Source organism: Bhargavaea massiliensis (genome assembly GCF_018390575.1).
Classification (GTDB): Bacteria; Bacillota; Bacilli; order Bacillales_A; family Planococcaceae; genus Bhargavaea; species Bhargavaea massiliensis.
The window spans coordinates 254,230-270,761 of sequence record NZ_JAHBCJ010000004.1; the positions used below are offsets into that span (position 1 = coordinate 254,230).

Annotated in this window: 19 protein-coding genes; 15 read left to right on the forward strand and 4 right to left on the reverse strand. The window is 57.0% G+C overall.

Annotated features, from left to right (window positions below):
• Positions 1-101 precede the first annotated feature (101 nt).
• Positions 102-1,355, forward strand: coding sequence for a Y-family DNA polymerase (locus tag KHA84_RS08100; protein WP_213423023.1), 1,254 nt, complete (start codon positions 102-104; stop codon positions 1,353-1,355).
• A 252-nt stretch (positions 1,356-1,607) separates the two neighbouring features.
• On the opposite strand, the gene KHA84_RS08105 is transcribed toward KHA84_RS08100, so the two are convergent.
• Complete coding sequence (locus KHA84_RS08105; RefSeq protein ID WP_213423024.1) at positions 1,608-3,023, reverse strand: vWA domain-containing protein; 1,416 nt, start codon at positions 3,021-3,023, stop codon at positions 1,608-1,610.
• Between the two features lie 111 nt (positions 3,024-3,134).
• Here KHA84_RS08105 and KHA84_RS08110 point away from each other — a divergent pair, with 111 nt between their 5' ends.
• The 6 genes from KHA84_RS08110 (at position 3,135) to KHA84_RS08135 (ending at position 8,854) form a co-directional block, all read left to right on the forward strand.
• Positions 3,135-3,458 (forward strand): YolD-like family protein, encoded by a 324-nt coding sequence (locus KHA84_RS08110; RefSeq protein ID WP_213423025.1) that lies wholly within the window; start codon positions 3,135-3,137, stop codon positions 3,456-3,458.
• 81 nt (positions 3,459-3,539) lie between these two features.
• The gene (locus KHA84_RS08115) at positions 3,540-5,294 is read left to right on the forward strand and encodes an ABC transporter ATP-binding protein (RefSeq protein ID WP_213423026.1); all 1,755 of its coding nucleotides are present in this window, start codon (positions 3,540-3,542) and stop codon (positions 5,292-5,294) included.
• Complete coding sequence (locus KHA84_RS08120) at positions 5,294-7,087, forward strand: ABC transporter ATP-binding protein (RefSeq protein ID WP_213423027.1); 1,794 nt, start codon at positions 5,294-5,296, stop codon at positions 7,085-7,087. The genes KHA84_RS08115 and KHA84_RS08120 overlap by 1 nt, the downstream gene beginning before the upstream one ends.
• Positions 7,088-7,259: 172 nt before the next feature.
• Positions 7,260-7,970 (forward strand): cytochrome c biogenesis CcdA family protein, encoded by a 711-nt coding sequence (locus tag KHA84_RS08125; protein WP_336511117.1) that lies wholly within the window; start codon positions 7,260-7,262, stop codon positions 7,968-7,970.
• 46 nt (positions 7,971-8,016) lie between these two features.
• On the forward strand, positions 8,017-8,346 hold the full coding sequence (locus KHA84_RS08130; RefSeq protein WP_213423029.1) for a thioredoxin family protein: 330 nt from the start codon (positions 8,017-8,019) through the stop codon (positions 8,344-8,346).
• Positions 8,339-8,854, forward strand: a complete 516-nt coding sequence (locus KHA84_RS08135; protein WP_213423030.1) for a CcdC family protein — start codon at positions 8,339-8,341, stop codon at positions 8,852-8,854. The genes KHA84_RS08130 and KHA84_RS08135 overlap by 8 nt, the downstream gene beginning before the upstream one ends.
• Positions 8,855-8,893: 39 nt before the next feature.
• Here KHA84_RS08135 and KHA84_RS08140 read toward each other — a convergent pair whose 3' ends face one another.
• Positions 8,894-9,334 (reverse strand): DUF2621 domain-containing protein, encoded by a 441-nt coding sequence (locus tag KHA84_RS08140; protein WP_213423124.1) that lies wholly within the window; start codon positions 9,332-9,334, stop codon positions 8,894-8,896.
• A gap of 118 nt (positions 9,335-9,452) precedes the next feature.
• Between KHA84_RS08140 and KHA84_RS08145 the strand changes: the two genes are divergently transcribed.
• The 5 genes from KHA84_RS08145 (at position 9,453) to KHA84_RS08165 (ending at position 11,573) form a co-directional block, all read left to right on the forward strand.
• Positions 9,453-9,674: a DUF1659 domain-containing protein gene (locus tag KHA84_RS08145; protein WP_213423031.1), complete on the forward strand. Its 222-nt coding sequence runs from the start codon at positions 9,453-9,455 to the stop codon at positions 9,672-9,674.
• 39 nt (positions 9,675-9,713) lie between these two features.
• Positions 9,714-9,932, forward strand: coding sequence for a DUF2922 domain-containing protein (locus tag KHA84_RS08150; protein ID WP_213423032.1), 219 nt, complete (start codon positions 9,714-9,716; stop codon positions 9,930-9,932).
• Between the two features lie 80 nt (positions 9,933-10,012).
• A complete protein-coding gene (locus KHA84_RS08155; protein ID WP_008298335.1) occupies positions 10,013-10,141 on the forward strand; it encodes a YvrJ family protein in 129 nt (42 codons plus the stop codon).
• Positions 10,142-10,240: 99 nt separating this feature from the next.
• Positions 10,241-10,837: an SCO family protein gene (locus tag KHA84_RS08160; RefSeq protein ID WP_213423033.1), complete on the forward strand. Its 597-nt coding sequence runs from the start codon at positions 10,241-10,243 to the stop codon at positions 10,835-10,837.
• A gap of 49 nt (positions 10,838-10,886) precedes the next feature.
• On the forward strand, positions 10,887-11,573 hold the full coding sequence (locus tag KHA84_RS08165; protein ID WP_213423034.1) for a lytic transglycosylase domain-containing protein: 687 nt from the start codon (positions 10,887-10,889) through the stop codon (positions 11,571-11,573).
• Between the two features lie 48 nt (positions 11,574-11,621).
• Here KHA84_RS08165 and KHA84_RS08170 read toward each other — a convergent pair whose 3' ends face one another.
• Complete coding sequence (locus tag KHA84_RS08170; RefSeq protein WP_008298338.1) at positions 11,622-11,873, reverse strand: GlsB/YeaQ/YmgE family stress response membrane protein; 252 nt, start codon at positions 11,871-11,873, stop codon at positions 11,622-11,624.
• 577 nt (positions 11,874-12,450) lie between these two features.
• Between KHA84_RS08170 and acnA the strand changes: the two genes are divergently transcribed.
• The 3 genes from acnA (at position 12,451) to KHA84_RS08185 (ending at position 16,078) form a co-directional block, all read left to right on the forward strand.
• On the forward strand, positions 12,451-15,183 hold the full coding sequence (gene acnA, locus KHA84_RS08175; RefSeq protein ID WP_213423035.1) for an aconitate hydratase AcnA: 2,733 nt from the start codon (positions 12,451-12,453) through the stop codon (positions 15,181-15,183).
• Positions 15,184-15,344: 161 nt separating this feature from the next.
• On the forward strand, positions 15,345-15,770 hold the full coding sequence (locus KHA84_RS08180; protein ID WP_213423036.1) for an acyl-CoA thioesterase: 426 nt from the start codon (positions 15,345-15,347) through the stop codon (positions 15,768-15,770).
• Positions 15,770-16,078 (forward strand): hypothetical protein, encoded by a 309-nt coding sequence (locus KHA84_RS08185; RefSeq protein WP_213423037.1) that lies wholly within the window; start codon positions 15,770-15,772, stop codon positions 16,076-16,078. Before KHA84_RS08180 ends, KHA84_RS08185 begins: the two co-directional genes overlap by 1 nt.
• A 131-nt stretch (positions 16,079-16,209) precedes the next feature.
• On the opposite strand, the gene KHA84_RS08190 is transcribed toward KHA84_RS08185, so the two are convergent.
• Positions 16,210-16,506 carry a HesB/YadR/YfhF family protein gene (locus KHA84_RS08190; RefSeq protein WP_213423038.1) on the reverse strand — a complete coding sequence of 99 codons (297 nt, stop codon included), beginning with the start codon at positions 16,504-16,506 and terminating at the stop codon, positions 16,210-16,212.
• Positions 16,507-16,532: the final 26 nt, after the last annotated feature.

Below are 16,532 nucleotides of genomic sequence, written 5' to 3' on the forward strand. Positions count from 1 at the left end.
TCCCGAAATTGCCGTTGAATGATTCCTTGCGGTTTGGCTATACTGAAGGAGGGGAACATTTGTTCTGTATCGAATAAATCATCAAAAAGGAGGATGCGCGCATGTATGAGGGACTGCCGGACCGGAAAATCATCTGCCTGGATATGCGGAGTTTTTATGCAAGCTGCGCGGCCGCGGACGAGGGGCTGGACGTTTTAAAGGAGCCGATCGCCATCATCGGGGACCGTGACCGGAAGGGAAGTGTCGTCCTCGCCGCCTCGCCCCGTCTCAAGCGGGAGTTCGGCGTGCGCACGGGTCACCGGCTGTACGAGATTCCCGACGATCCGTCGATCCGGCTCATCGAACCGAAGATGGGCTTCTATGTCCGGGTGTCGATGGAGATCACCCGGCTCCTTGGCGAATACGTGCCGAAGGAGGCGATCCATGTATACAGCATCGACGAGGCGTTTGTCGACCTCGGCGGGACGGAGCGGCTGTGGGGTCCGCCCGAGGAGACCGTGAAGCGGCTCCGGGACCAGCTGCTTGCCCAGTTCCAGATGCCGGCGGCCATCGGCATGGGGCCGAACATGCTCTTGGCGAAGGTGGCCCTCGACCTCGACGCGAAAAAGACCGGATTCGCCAGGTGGACGTATCAGGATGTTCCAGACAAGCTTTGGCCGGTCGCCCCGCTGTCGGGCATGTGGGGGATCGGCCGCCGGATGGAGCGCCGGCTGAACAGCCTCGGCATTTTCTCTGTGGGCGACCTTGCCCATGCCGACCTCAAGCTGCTGGAGAAAGAGTTCGGCGTCATGGGCAACCAGCTGTACCACCATGCATGGGGCATCGACCTGTCGGAGCTCGGCGCGCCGCTCATCGCCGGGCAGGTCAGCTACGGGAAGGGCCAGGTGCTTTACCGCGACTATGTGAAGCGGGAAGATATCCTCGCTGTCATCCTCGAGATGTGCGAAGACGTGGCACGGCGCGCGCGGGAAGCGGGCAGGGCGGGGCGCACCATCCACCTGTCCGCCGGCTACAGCGAGAACGCGTACGGGGGCGGCTTTTCTCGATCACGCTCGGTGGAAACGGCGACCAACTCGACGATGGCGATCTACCGGGTGTGCACGGCGCTTCTTGATGAATTCCACGACGGCCGCCCGGTCCGGCGGCTCGCCCTTTCGCTTTCCAATCTGGAAGAGGAACATTCGATGCAGCTCAGTTTGTTCGAGACACGGAAATGGGAGGAGCGGAAATTAGGCGCCGCGATGGACGCGATCCGGTCAAAATACGGGCCGGCAGCCATCCTGCGCGCGGTTTCCTATACGGATGCCGGGACCGCCGTCGGCCGGGCGAAGCTGATCGGCGGGCACAAGATGTAAGGCTGCGGCATCGCGGATGGCGCGCCGCCGGACGGAGGGCGGTTTCGTCATTCGAGGTCCCGGTTTCATCATTCGCTGACGGGGTTTCGTCATTCGCCCGTGAATGACGAAACTGGCGGGCCCAATGATGAAATGAACGGCCCCAATGACGAGATCAACAGCCCGAATGACGAAACCGGCCAGCAAATACAAGTCGCCGGGCCTTTCCCGGAAGCCAAAAACCGGCCATGCCGCAGCATGACCGGTTCCGGATCAGGATCCCTGTTCTTTTTTCAGCGCTTCCATCCGGGTGCGGTAATCATCGATCTTCGCATCAATCCGTTCGACTTCCGAGTTGACCGCGTTGCGCTTTTCCTCTTCGAGCCCGTCCAGGATGAGGCGGTGGGCTTCTTCCCGTGCAGTGCTCCTGTCATTCAGGGCATCCCGCATAGCTTCATCGATCAGGCCTTTTTCCAGCATCAGATCGGCGGCGCCCATAAACCGGTACTTTTCGCTCGTGGCCGCGCGCTTCGCAAGTGTGGCCCGTTCGGAGATGCGGTGGAGGGCCGTGGAGCTTTCCCATCCGTTAGGCGACTGGTAGACGAGGAGGGAGAGGTCGAGGTCGGACGGCAGCCAGTACTCCGTCATGCCGCCGGTCATCTCTTCCAGGCTGTCGGCCCCAAGGTAGTTGCCGTTCCCGGCATCCGCCACCGCTTTCAGCTGGCTTTCCGCCTCTGCGTCGACCTGGAAGCCGATAATATCGACGTGGCGTCCGGGATGGTCTTTGACGAATGCCGCGGCTTCCTTGACCGGGTCGCCGCCGCACGTCTCCGCGCCGTCACTCACAACATAGACCGTAATGTTGCCTTCATGCTGCGAGAGGTCTTCCCGCGCCTGGCGGATGGCGCCGGCGAGCGGTGTCCACCCGGCCGCCTGGACGCCGTCGACGGCAGTGTTGAACGTTTCTGCGTCATACTTCCCGGACGGGTAGATGTCTTCAATGGTGCCGCAGGAAAGCGCCTTGTCGGCTTCGTTCTGTGTGCGGGCATGACCGTATGCATAAAGGGCCACGTCGCTTTTCTGGCCGATTGTGCGGCCGAAGCTCCTCACCGCGCTTTTGGCGGTTTCCATCTTCAGCTGCCCGTCCGCCTCCAGCAGCATGCTGGAGCTGGCATCAAGGAGGATGACGGCCTTTTCCGGAAAGGCCGTCCGCGTCTTCTCTGATTCGATTTCATGGGGTTCCGGCAGGAGCGGCTCGTCAAAGGCCGGCTCATACTCGGCCAGCCAGCCGACAAGTTCGCTGTAAGACGGGGTGCCGAGGGTGCCGGCGATTGCACCGAACAGGGCATCGGGATCATCTCCCGCCGCTTCGGCGGCCGGTTTCACGCTGTCGAGAAAAGCATCGCGGATGGTTTCCGGCACTTCCCGGCCGTTCCATGTGGAGGCTTCCCCTTCAATCGTGAAGTCGGCCGTGAGCTCGCCCGGCGGCAAAGCGGCAAGCTCGTCCGCCGTTTCCGCCTGCAAAATGGCGGGGGAGGACACCGCCTCCTCCTTCGTTTTGTCCGCCTTGTCCGATACGGGGGCGGACCCGGCCGCTTCATCCGGCACCGGCTCAGGCGAATCCGCGGTTCCGCCCGAGCATCCTGCCAGCAGGGCGGCGGCCAACAGAGTGATTAACAATGGTTTCACAGTGGTTCCTCCTATCCAGACCTTCGGGCTTATCTACGGAGCGGAGCGAAAAAGGTTTCATTCGGCGTACAGGCAGGGAAAGAACACATCTTTTCAAGGAGAGTGATGCGGATGATCCGCGACAGAGGGAACATCAAATGGACGGCGATGATGCTGCCGGAGCACCTGAGGCTGCTCCGGGAATGGCAGGAGGAAGAGGGCAGGCGGGAGCCGCTCGAGCCGGATCCCCAGCAGATGGAGGAGTGGGACCGGATGCTGCATGAAGCACTCGAGTACGGGAAGCCGCTTTCCGTCTCCAGCCGCGGGGAGAGGTGCTGCACGGGGGCGGTCCATCACTTCGATCCGGCTTCGGGAACGATCCGGATGGTCGGAGTAGACGGGGAGCCCGCGGTCATCCGGACTTCGGACGTCACTGGTATTTCAACAATCGGATAATTTGCATTCCGGCACTTCTCGGATTTCAGAACATTTGCTACACTGGATATCGGCCCAAACATAGAGGGGGGGACGGGAGCCGTGAATGTGTTCATGCAATTGGGGTGGTTTTTCAGAGAGCGGAAAAAGCAGTACATCATCGGCATCCTGATGCTGCTTGTCGTAGCGGTGCTCCAGCTGCTGCCGCCGAGAATCATCGGCTATGTCGTCGATGAAATCCGGCTCGGCACGCTGACGGGAGCCGGGCTCGGCAGGTGGCTGTTCATCCTAGCCGGGGCGGCGCTCGCGATGTATGCGCTCCGCTACTACTGGCGGATCATGATCTTCGGTTCGTCGGTGCTTCTCGGGCGAAGGCTCCGGAGCGAGCTGTTCGCCCATTTCACGAAGATGTCGTCCTCGTTCTACCAGCAGCGCCGTGTCGGCGACCTGATGGCGCACGCGACCAACGATATCCGCGCCGTCCAGCAGACGGCCGGGCATGGCGTGCTGACGCTCGTCGACTCGGTCACGACGGGCGGTGCGGTCATCATCGCGATGGCGGTGACGATCGATTGGAAGCTGACACTCATCGCGCTTCTCCCGATGCCATTCATGGCAGTGCTGACGAGCTGGTACGGAAAACTCTTGCACGAACGCTTCCGCACGGCGCAGGAAGCGTTCTCCGACCTGAACGACAAAACCCAGGAAAGCATCGCCGGCATCAAAGTCATCAAGACGTTCGGCCAGGGAAAAGAAGACATTGATGACTTCAGGGAGCTGTCCGCGGATGTCGTCGCGAAAAACGTCCGCGTTGCCAGGGTCGATGCGTTGTTCGACCCGACCATCTCCCTGATCGTCGGCCTGTCTTTTTTCCTGTCAATCACCTTCGGGGCCCGCTTTATCCTGAACGGTGACATGACGCTCGGGGACCTGGTCGCCTTCACCGCCTATCTCGGCCTGCTCGTGTGGCCGATGCTCGCGTTCGGATTCCTCTTCAATATCGTCGAGCGGGGCAGGGCGTCCTATGGCAGGATCCGGGAACTTCTTGCCGTCCGCCCCGACATCGGGGATGCGGACGGAGCGGCGGACCAAGCACCCGGAGGGGATCTCGTCTTCGCTATCCGGGAATTCCGTTTTCCCGAAGCGGATCAGCCGGCACTCCGCGATGTCCGGTTCACACTGAAAAAAGGGGAGACGCTCGGAATCGTCGGCAGGACCGGTTCCGGCAAGACGGCGATCCTTAAGCTGCTTTTGCGTGAGTTCGAAGGGTATGACGGTGTGATTACATACGGGGGAACCCCAATCACCGATTACCGGAAAGAGCGGCTCCTGGAAGCGATCGGCTATGTGCCGCAGGACCACTTCCTTTTCTCGGCAAGCGTCCGGGAAAACATCGCCTTCACCAATGTGGACGCGCCGTTTGATCAAGTCCGGGAAGCGGCAAGGCTTGCGCACATCGACGGGGACATCCTCGGATTCACCGACGGCTACGACACGGTCGTCGGCGAGCGCGGCGTTTCGCTGTCCGGCGGCCAGAAGCAGCGCATTTCCATCGCGCGCGCCCTGCTCATGGAGCCGGAACTACTCATCCTGGACGACTCGCTGTCCGCGGTCGATGCCCGGACGGAGGAAGCGATCCTTGCCGCCCTGAAGGAATCGCGCACAGAAGAAACGACGATCATCACCTCCCACCGGATGAGCGCCATCCAGCACGCCCACCAGATCATTGTCATGGAAGATGGCACCATCGCCGAAAAGGGCACGCATGACGAACTGATGGCACTTGGCGGGATCTATCATGAAATGTACCGGCTGCAGCAGCTGGAAGCACTTGTTGAACAGGGAGGGGATGCGTGATGGAAGCACCTGAACAGCGGAAACTGAGCGGGCGCGACCAGTGGCACGTCCTCAAGCGGCTGCTCCGCTATCTCACTCCGCACAAGGGAGCGGCGACCGTTGCACTCATCCTGCTCGGGCTGACCGTACTCGGGAGTGTCCTCGGCCCATACCTGATCAAGACATTCATCGATGACTATCTGACACCGGGGGAGTTCCCGGCGCGTCCGCTCATGATCCTCGCAGGCGCCTATCTGGCCATCCTCGTGCTGAATGCGGTGTTCGGATATATCCAGCTCCTGAAATTCCAGGAGATCGCCCTCCGCATCGTGCGCCAGATCCGGATCGATGCATTCACGAAAGTGCACCGGCTCGGGATGCGGTACTTTGACAAGACACCGGCGGGGGGAACCGTCTCCAGGGTGACGAACGACACCGAAGCCATTCTCGAGATGTTCGTGGACGTGCTCGTCGGCTTCCTGCAGAGCGGGTTCCTGATCACCGGCGTCTATATCGCGATGTTCGCGCTTGATGTGCGGCTTGCGCTCCTGTCGCTTCTGCTGCTGCCGCTCATTTTCCTCATCATGTGGATCTACCGGAAGTACAGCTCCGAGTTTTATCAGGACCTCCGGGAGCGGCTCAGCCAGCTCAACGGCAAAATCGCCGAATCCCTGAACGGCATGGGCATGATCCAGGTATTCAGGCAGGAAAAGCGGTTCCGGGAAGAGTTCGGGGAGATCAACGACAAACACTACGAGGCGGGCATGCGCAACATCAAGCTGGACGGACTGCTCCTGCGCCCGGCGGTCGACATCGTCTATGCGCTCGGGCTGATTTTGCTCCTGTCCTATTTCGGGGTGACATCATTCAGCGAACCCGTTGAGATCGGGGTCATCTACGCGTTCGTGACCTATATCGACCGGTTCTTCGAGCCGATCAACCAGGTCATGCAGCGCCTGTCGATCTTCCAGCAGGCCATCGTCTCGGCCGACCGGGTGTTCCGCCTCATGGACGATCCCGAACTGGAACCGGCACAGCCGGAGCAGGGCGATGTACGCATCGATCAAGGCAAGATCGAATTCAGGGATGTCTCTTTTTCCTATGACGGGAAAAACGATGTGCTGAAACACATCAGCTTCACCGCCAACCCGGGGGAAACGGTGGCGCTTGTCGGCCATACCGGTTCGGGGAAAAGCTCGATCATCAACCTGCTCATGAGATTCTACGAGTTCGGGCGGGGGGAGATCCTGATCGACGGCCGGCCGATCAGATCGTATCCGAAAACCGCGCTCCGGGAAAAGACCGGGCTCGTCCTTCAGGATCCATTCCTATTTTATGGGGACATCGAAAGCAATATCCGGCTCTTTGACGGGTCGATCGGTTCCGCCGAAGTGCAGGCGGCCGCCGAATTCGTCCAGGCGGACCCGTTTATCCGGAGCCTGCCGGACGGCTACGGCCAGAAAGTGACGGAGCGGGGCTCCACATTCTCGGGCGGACAGCGGCAACTGATCGCATTTGCGCGGACGATGGTCAAAAAGCCGAAGATCCTTGTCCTAGATGAAGCGACGGCCAATATCGACACAGAGACCGAGGTGGCGATCCAGAAAGGGCTGGAGCAAATGCGGAAAGGCCGGACGACAATCGCCATCGCGCACCGCCTGAGCACTATCCAGGACGCGGACCTGATCCTCGTCCTTCACCAGGGCGAAATCGTGGAGCGGGGCACCCATCAGGAACTGCTCGCCAAAGGCGGCCTCTATCACAAGATGTACCGCCTGCAAAACGGCTTGCTCGAAGAAAATCAGATCAAGTGAGCGGCACCCGCCTTTCTTTTACGGAAGGCCGGTGTTTTCCTGTATAACTTTGGATATCTTCGCGGAAGCCCGGCCAAGGCCGGACTTGGTCAATAAACTGTCACAGACAGGAATGGCGAAAACGCAATCGGATTCTGATAGTATAAGGACAGCAAGAGAAAGGGGGATTGTGGTGTCGACAGACCTCAACATCCTACTGGCCTTCGGAGCGGGATTCCTGAGCTTCATCTCCCCGTGCACGCTGCCGCTATATCCTGCATTCATCTCCTACATCACCGGCATGTCGCTGGATGATCTGAAATCGGACCGGGGCAAGATGTCAAAAAGCGGAATCCTGCACACCGTGTTTTTTCTGCTGGGCTTTTCGGCCATCTTTATCGCCCTCGGGTTCGGCACCTCGTTTATCGGTTCGTTCTTCGTCAAATATGATGATCTTCTCAGGCAAATCGGTGCCATCTTCATCGTCGCGTTCGGCCTGATGATTGTCGGACTTCTGACGCCCGATTTTCTCATGAAAGAACGGAGAATCCAGTTCAAGAACCGGCCGGCCGGCTACTTCGGTTCAGCGGTCATCGGCCTGGCTTTTGCCGCGGGTTGGACGCCCTGCAGCGGCCCGATCATCGGTGCCATCATTGCGCTTGCCGGACAAAATCCGGGATCGGGCATGTGGTACATGCTCGCCTATGTTTTCGGCTTTGCGATTCCGTTTTTCGTCCTGTCATTCTTTATCACGAAACTCGCGGTCATCCGCAAGTACAGCAACATCATCATGAAAGTCGGCGGATGGGTCATGATCCTCGTCGGAATCCTGCTGTTCTTCGACGGCATGACGATGATCATCGGCTGGCTGAGCCCGATTTTCGGAGACTTCCAAGGGTTCTGATAGGATGAAGACATCGTCATTGCCGCAGGAAAGGAGGGATTCGGCAATGGAGCAAATCAATTCGTTCGATGAATGGCTCGGCGCGCTGGAGGAGGAAGGCACGCTGCTCCTCTTCGTCAAGACCGACAACTGCTCAGTCTGTGAGGGGCTGCTTCCGCAGGTGGCCCCCTTAGAAGAAGAGTATGCATTTCCTTTCTACCTGGCAAACGCCGCACAAGTACCGGAACTTGCGGGACAGCTGTCGCTTTTCACCGCTCCGGTGGTGCTCCTGTTCAAAGAAGGCCGGGAATTCGCCCGTTTTGCGCGTTTTGTCCCGATGGCAGAACTAAAACAGCGAATGGACGAACTAGAGCTGGCGGGTGGACAATATGAATGAGTTTGTCAACTGGGTCTTCACCGAGATACCCGCTCCGGTCCTGATCGTCGGATCCACTGTGATCTTCGCGATGGCGGGACTCGGCGCGGTGATCATGCGCTCCAGGGCAAGCAAGCAGCCTGCGAGCGCCAAAAAGATCATCCTCCCGCCGATCATGATGTCGACCGGCGCACTCATGTTCCTTTTTGAGCCGTTCCGTGTCGCCTGGCCCCATGTGTTCGAGGCACTCGCTGTCGGCCTGCTGTTTTCAACCCTTCTCATCCGGACTTCCAAGTTCGAGGAAAACGGGGGAGAGATCTACCTGAAGCCCTCAAAGGCATTCATCTTTATCCTGGCCGGCCTGCTTGTCTTGCGGGTTGCAGGCAAGCTGATCCTCAGCAGCACGATCGATGTCGGCGAACTGGCAGGGATGTTCTTCCTGCTCGCATTCGGCATGATCGTCCCGTGGCGCATTGCCATGTACGTGAAATTCAAAAAGCTGCAGTCCCGCACCGGGGCCGCAGCATAAAAAAACCGCCATCCGGGAAAACGGAATGGCGGTTTTTGGTTAGTCCCTGCTGAACTGGTACAGATTCCTGTACGGGGTGTCATCAATCTGCATCTGCTCAAGCTTCTTCTTGAGAAATTTATGGTCACGCTTGGGCGTCGCGAGAATATAGCCGCGGATAATATGGTCCAACTCAATCCGCTTCGCCTTTTCGTGCAGGGCAAGCTGGCCGATCCTTCCGGCGATCTTCTGTTTGGCCACCGGGCGGAACAGTTCCGGCACAGGCGACACCAGTTCATTCAGCATCTCCTTGGACTCGGCTGTCCAGAGATGCAGCGATTTATTGACATAGTATTCTTCCCAATCGAGCGTCGACCGTCCGTCTTCCTTCGGCAGGGCCTTCAGGAACTTGCGGAACATGAAATACCCGCCGATTGCGAACAGGCTGACCAGGACAGCCACCCAGAATAGGATAAACCAGAGAAACCAGCCGTCTAGCAACACTCTCACCTCTTTTGCATTCTCCAACAATTATAAAGCCGACGACGACTTTTTTCACCTCCGTTGTATTCTTTTCACCAAATCGCCCTATGTAACGGGTGAAAGGGGGGGAGAAAACATGGCAAACATCGTCTTCAAGAACGCATCCATCCGGCTCCACTTTGACGCAGGCTTTGACGGGGAAGGCAAACCGGTAGTGAAGCTGAAAACCTACCGGAATGTGTCCGGTTCGGCGGATGCGGAATCCCTGGCGGCGGCAGTCGGTGCACTTGGCAGCCTTTCGGGCTACCCGTACATCGCAGCCGAAAAGGTGGAAACAGCGGAAATCACCCAATATTGATCGCCCGGAACCGGTAGGTCATAAAAGGAGGGATGGAGAATGGATCAGACGTTGGAACTCATTTTCAAGACTGCCGGCGGCAAGCGGATGACCCTCACGGTTGATGCACCCAAAGAAGGGATCACGGAAGCGGAGGTACGCCAGGCGATGCAAGAAGTGATCGGCAGCGGCGTATTCGGCACGGACGGATACCCGGTCGATTCGGCAGAGGCCGCCCGTATCGTATCCCGTGGGGTAACGGACATCATTACCGCCTGACCCTGGGCTCCCCGGCTTTTCCGGGGAGCTTCTTTTTGATCCGTCCGGATAAGGCAAGAACGGGAAAGGAGGGCACCTTCATGCAAGAGTGGATGACGTTCATCCAAGATCTCGGATTCCCGATATTTGTGTCATTTTACCTGATGCACCGGGTAGAGACAAAACTGACCGCCATTCATGACGCACTCGTGTCGCTCAAAGCGGGGTAGTTCATCGGATTGTCGGAAAAACGGGACCGTCACTGTTGAAGGCGGCCCACGCTTCCGATAAGATAAAAATGAATAGATGAAATAAAGGCGGTCTTATTGATGAAAAAACTCATCTCTGCTGCGGCGATGGTCATCTTGGCCGCACTGGTACTCGGCGCCTGCAACGCGGGAAAGTTTGAAGGGGACTTTTCGTGGGAGGTCAAGCCGTTTGAATACACGAACCAGCACGGCGAAAAAGTCTCTCTGGAAGACCTGAAAGGCCAGCCATGGCTCGCACAGTTCGTCTTTACCAACTGCAACTCGGTGTGTCCGCCGATGATGTTCAACATGGCGGAAGTCCAGGACCACTTGGCAAAAGCGGGCATCGAAGATTATAAAATTGTTTCATTCAGCGTCGACCCGAAGTACGACACCCCTGAAAAGCTCCAGGAGTATCTTGATACGTTTGAAGTGGCCGATCAGGCAAAGTGGGAAATGCTGACTGGCTACACTCAGGAGGAGATTTCGGACCTGTCGGTGAAATCATTCAAGCTTCCGGTCATTGACGATCCGAACTCTGACCAGGTCACGCACGGAACTTCCTTCTTCCTTGTGGACCAGGAAGGAAATGCGGTCAAGAGCTATGACGGTTATATGGAAGTGCCTCATGATCTCATCGTCGAAGACATGGAAGCGTTGATCGAGGCAGGGTCCTGATGAGAAAAAGCCGGCGCATGCCGGTTTTTTTCGTGGAAGGGGAATGAGGATGCGCAAACGCAAAATCACGAAAAGCCGGGGAAGGCGACTGCGAAAGGGAAACTGCCTTCTCGCAGCGTTCGTTTTTCTCCTCCCTTTACTGATTGTCTTTTACGTGTTGACCGCACTGCTTTGGCCGGCGCTCCGGGATGTCCCTCTGATCCGGGAGCTGAATGAGTACGCAGCCCATAAACCGGACCGTCTGTTCGACATCAGGGTGCCGGAAAATTATGTGCCGCTTTACAAGGAAGCGGCAGATGAGTTCGGGATACCATGGACGCTTCTGGCGGCACATCATCGGGTGGAGACACGTTTCAGCACGATGGATCCGCTTGTATCGCCGGCAGGTGCGGAAGGGCATATGCAATTCATGCCCTGCACTTGGGTAGGCTGGTCACATCCGAGCTGCACAGGACTGGGGAAAGGGGACATTCCCGAAAAAGTAAAGACGGACCCTGAAGCAATCCGCTCTTACGGGGGATACGGGCTTGATGCGGACGGAGACGGGAAAGCGGATCCGTTCAGCCTGGCAGATTCGATCTACAGCGCCGCGAGCTATCTGGCGCAAAACGGGGCGGCGGAAGGTGAGCTGGAGCAGGCGATCTTCCTATACAACCACAGCGACCGGTATGTGGAGGACGTCATGTCGTTTTACAGGGATTACGAACAGCGGGCAGTCGAATACAGCGGAAAATGAAGGAACACAAAAAGAGGACCGTTTCGGTCCTCTTTTTTGTGTGTTCCATTATGCTCTGCGCATGGCCTTGAGGATAAAGCTGACGACGAACACGAGAATCAGTGCGCCGATCAGGGCAGGGATCAGAGCGATTCCTGCAACGTCCGGACCAAAGTCACCGAAGAGCGCGCCGCCGATCCAAGCACCGATGATACCTGCGATGATGTTACCGATGATTCCGCCAGGGATGTCTTTCCCGAGGATCATGCCTGCGAGCCACCCGATGATTCCGCCTACGATCAGATACATTAAGAATTCCATGTTTCCTTCACTCCTTCTGTAAAATTTTTATAATGCCGTTACAGTACTTTATATATCCAAAAGAGTCCGGGCTAAAACCTAATATGCCCGAAACAAAGTCAAAAAACCTCAGAAAAAATTGGTTTCTGAATGATTTAAATATTGAAATATCAATCTCCTTCCTTTATAATCAAGAAAAGCAAAAGGAGAGATGGATACGATGAACACGGAACGGATGAAAGTTCTCGACCGCCACGCATTTCTGTTTGCCTTGGTGCACAGTCTGTTCGTCGTTTCCCTTGCTTATGACTTCATCAGCTTCTACTGAAGCCTGCCTGCACACATTGAAATCCGGCTGCCCTTTAGGGATGGCCGGATTTTGTTGCGTCTTTTCATTAAAAACGGCGTTCGGAAAGCCGGACTGCCTCGGACAGGCCCGGATCTGACACCTGCTTGACCCTTTAATTAGAGTCATTCGGTTTTCTTATGTTCTTCAATCAATATTATGTAATTTACTTATCGTGCGGAATTCGATAAGATAAGGAAGAGAAAAGTGGATCCATCCGTCTTTTCACGTAGAAACAGAGGAGGAAAAGCAATGGCTAAGAGCACGCAAACAGTTAAAAGCAATCTGCACAACAGCCGCCAGTCGTTCGAATTGAACGGCAAGACGTATCACTATTATCGTCTGAAGGCTCTGCAGGATGCAGGCATCGCTGATGTATCACGCCTGCCTTACTCCATCAAAGTGCTGCTGGAATCTGTCCTTCGCCAGCACGATGGCTATGTTATCAAAGATGAGCACGTTGAAAACCTTGCAAAATGGGGCACGGATGTAGACCCTTCCTCGGAAGTTCCATTCAAGCCTTCCCGCGTCATCCTTCAGGACTTCACCGGCGTTCCGGTCGTCGTTGACCTTGCGTCGATGCGCCAGGCAATGGCGGATCTCGGCGGAAACCCTGACGAGATCAACCCTGAAATCCCGGTAGACCTCGTCATCGACCACTCCGTCCAGGTAGACCGCTACGGCTCGAATGAAGCACTCCGCCTGAACATGGAGCTGGAGTTCGAGCGCAACGCCGAGCGTTACCAGTTCCTGAACTGGGCGCAGAAGGCCTATGACAACTACCGTGCCGTACCACCGGCAACAGGTATCGTCCACCAGGTCAACCTCGAGTACCTCGCCAGCGTCGTACACGAAATCGAAAACGAAGACGGCACATTCGAAACTTATCCGGATACACTGGTCGGCACAGACTCCCATACGACAATGATCAACGGGATCGGCGTACTCGGATGGGGCGTCGGCGGTATCGAAGCGGAAGCCGGAATGCTCGGCCAGCCTTCGTACTTCCCGCTTCCTGAGGTCATCGGTGTCAAGCTGACGGGCGAACTCCCGAACGGCGCGACGGCAACCGACCTTGCACTCCGCGTCACACAACTTCTCCGCCAGAAGGGCGTTGTCGGCAAGTTTGTCGAATTCTTCGGCCCTGGCGTGGCACAGCTTCCGCTTGCGGACCGCGCGACCATCGCCAACATGGCACCTGAATACGGCGCGACTTGCGGCTTCTTCCCGGTTGACGAAGAATCCCTCAACTACATGCGCCTGACAGGCCGTGACGAAGATCACATCGCCGTCACAAAGAAATACCTCCAGGAAAACGACATGTTCTTCACTCCGGACAACGTGGAACCGACGTACACGGACACAGTCGAACTTGACCTTTCAACAATCGAACCGAACCTGTCCGGCCCTAAGCGCCCTCAGGACCTCATCCCGATGTCCAAGATGAAGGAAGAGTTCAACAAGGCCGTCACGGCTCCAATGGGCAACCAGGGCTTTGGCCTCGACGAAAAAGAATTCGACAAGAAGGCTACCGTCGAGTTTGAAGATGGCCGCACTGTTGAAATGAAGACCGGCGACCTCGCGATTGCAGCGATCACATCCTGCACGAACACGTCGAACCCTTACGTCATGCTCGGCGCAGGGCTCGTCGCGAAAAAAGCGGTCGAGAAGGGCATCCGCCCGCCGGCATACGTCAAGACATCGCTCGCACCGGGTTCGAAAGTCGTTACCGGCTACCTCGAGTCCGCAGGCCTCGACAAGTACCTTGACCAGATCGGCTTCAACACAGTCGGCTACGGCTGCACAACGTGCATCGGTAACTCCGGGCCGCTTCTTCCGGAAATCGAAAAGACGATCATGGACAACGACCTGCTCGTATCCTCCGTCCTTTCCGGTAACCGGAACTTCGAAGGCCGAATCCACCCGCTCGTCAAGGCAAACTACCTGGCGTCGCCTCCGCTCGTCGTCGCTTATGCCCTTGCAGGCACAGTGAACATCGACTTCGAAAAAGAGCCAATCGGACGCGCAGCGGACGGCACGGATGTCTTCCTGAAAGATATCTGGCCATCCACTGAAGAAGTGAAGGCTGAAATCGAGCGGACGGTCACACCAGACCTGTTCCGCAAAGAGTATGAGCATGTCTTCACTGAAAACGAGCGCTGGAACGCGATCGAAACAACGGACGACTCCCTGTATGACTTCGACCCTGAGTCGACGTACATCCAGAACCCTCCGTTCTTCGAAGGACTGTCGAAGGAAGCAAGCCCGATCCAGACGCTTGCAAACCTCCGTGTCATCGGCAAGTTCGGCGACTCGATCACGACAGACCACATCTCTCCTGCAGGTGCGATCGGCAAAGATACGCCTGCCGGCAAGTACCTGCGCGAGCGCGGCGTAGAGCCACGTTACTTCAACTCGTACGGTTCCCGCCGCGGTAACCACGAAGTGATGATGCGCGGTACATTCGCGAACATCCGGATCCGCAACCAGATCGCAAAAGGCACTGAAGGCGGCTACACGACTTACTGGCCGACAAAAGAGATCCTGCCGATCTACGATGCAGCGATGAAGTACCAGGAAGACGGCACGGGCCTCGCGATTCTCGCAGGTAAAGACTACGGCATGGGCTCTTCCCGTGACTGGGCTGCGAAGGGCACAAACCTTCTCGGCATCAAGACAGTCATCGCCGAAAGCTATGAGCGGATCCACCGTTCGAACCTTGTCATGATGGGCGTACTTCCGCTCCAGTTCATGAAGGGCGACAGCGTGGAATCCCTCGGCCTGACAGGCGAAGAGGCGATCAGCGTCAACCTCACGGACAACGTGAAGCCGCGCGATATCCTGACAGTCACTGCAACCGCTCCGGACGGCTCCGTCAAGGAATTCAAGGCACTTGCGCGCTTCGACTCCGAAGTGGAAGTTGACTACTACCGCCACGGCGGCATCCTTCAGATGGTTCTCCGTAACCGCCTGAAAGCCAACTGATCACGCCAAGTGACAAACAGCCTGAAGAGGAAATCCTCTTCAGGCTGTTTTTTTATGTTCGGTTTGTGGTCATTCTAATCAGTGTGGCGAAACGACTCGTACCGGGCCATCACCGGACGTGACCAGGCATTTTCCGGTATAATGGCAGTGAGGTGAATGAAATGTATGTGAACGAAACATCAGTCAAGGTGCGCTACTCGGAAACCGATCAGATGGGCGTCGTCTATCACGCCAATTACCTGGTCTGGATGGAAATCGGCCGGACATCGCTGATTGAAGACATCGGTTTCCGCTACGATAAACTGGAACAGGAAGGATACCTGTCCCCGGTGATCGACCTGAACATCAGCTACAAAAATGCAATGCGCTACGGCGAATCGGCGATCATCCGCACATGGATCGAGTCGCACGGGCGGCTCAGAACCACGTATGGCTATGAGATCCTCCATGAGGACGGCACGGTTGCCGCGACAGGGCAGTCCGTCCACACGCTGGTCCATAAGGAAACGTTCCGACCGGTCGGCCTGCGCAAGGCGGATCCGGAATGGGATGCCAAATATCGTGAACTCGCCAGGGAGCTTACCTGATGGCTTTCGGCGTCAAGCGCCGGGAAGTGGCCGACTGGAAGGAAGCCGTCAGCAGGGGAGAAATCGCTTTCCTGACACATTTCTGGCTGGATGACCGCTTTCCGGGCTGCCGGACCGTCACGAAAGCAGGCTGCGCCGATCTCAAAAAGCTTGAAGCCTGGGGCAGGCAATACGGCCTCCGCCCGGAATGGATCGATCACAAAGAACGTTATCCGCACTTTGATCTGTTCGGCGAGAGGGAATATGAGATCCTCAGGCAAGAGGGAAGGGAAGACCTGATCAGCCGATTCGGTCTGACCGGCAATTGAACAAAAGCGCAAGCGCCCGTTCAGCAACGTACAAACTGGATCACTTCGCAATGAGATAAAGGAAACACGGCGAGGAACGAGCCGATGTTGACTTATCGTAAGCAACAAAAAGCGTGAATCCTCCGCAGGATTCACGCTTTCTCTTTTTCGTATCCGTATTTGGGCTCGTCCAATGCGGCATCATAACCGACAACGAGGTCGTGTCCGTCAAAGTACCATTCATCATCGGATTCGACAAAATAAGTGATCCCGCCCGATTCCGCCTTTACGGCCGGGTTTTCCGGTTTCTCCACCGAGAGCCCGAGCGAAAAACCGGGCTGCAGTCCGGATCCGCCATAGCGGACCGTAAAGCGGACAAAATCACCGGTTCCGAGCCCCATCTCGTCATGAAACCATTTTTGCGCATCTTCGGAAACTCTGATTTCCATGGAACACACCGCCTTCCGTGGTCTCC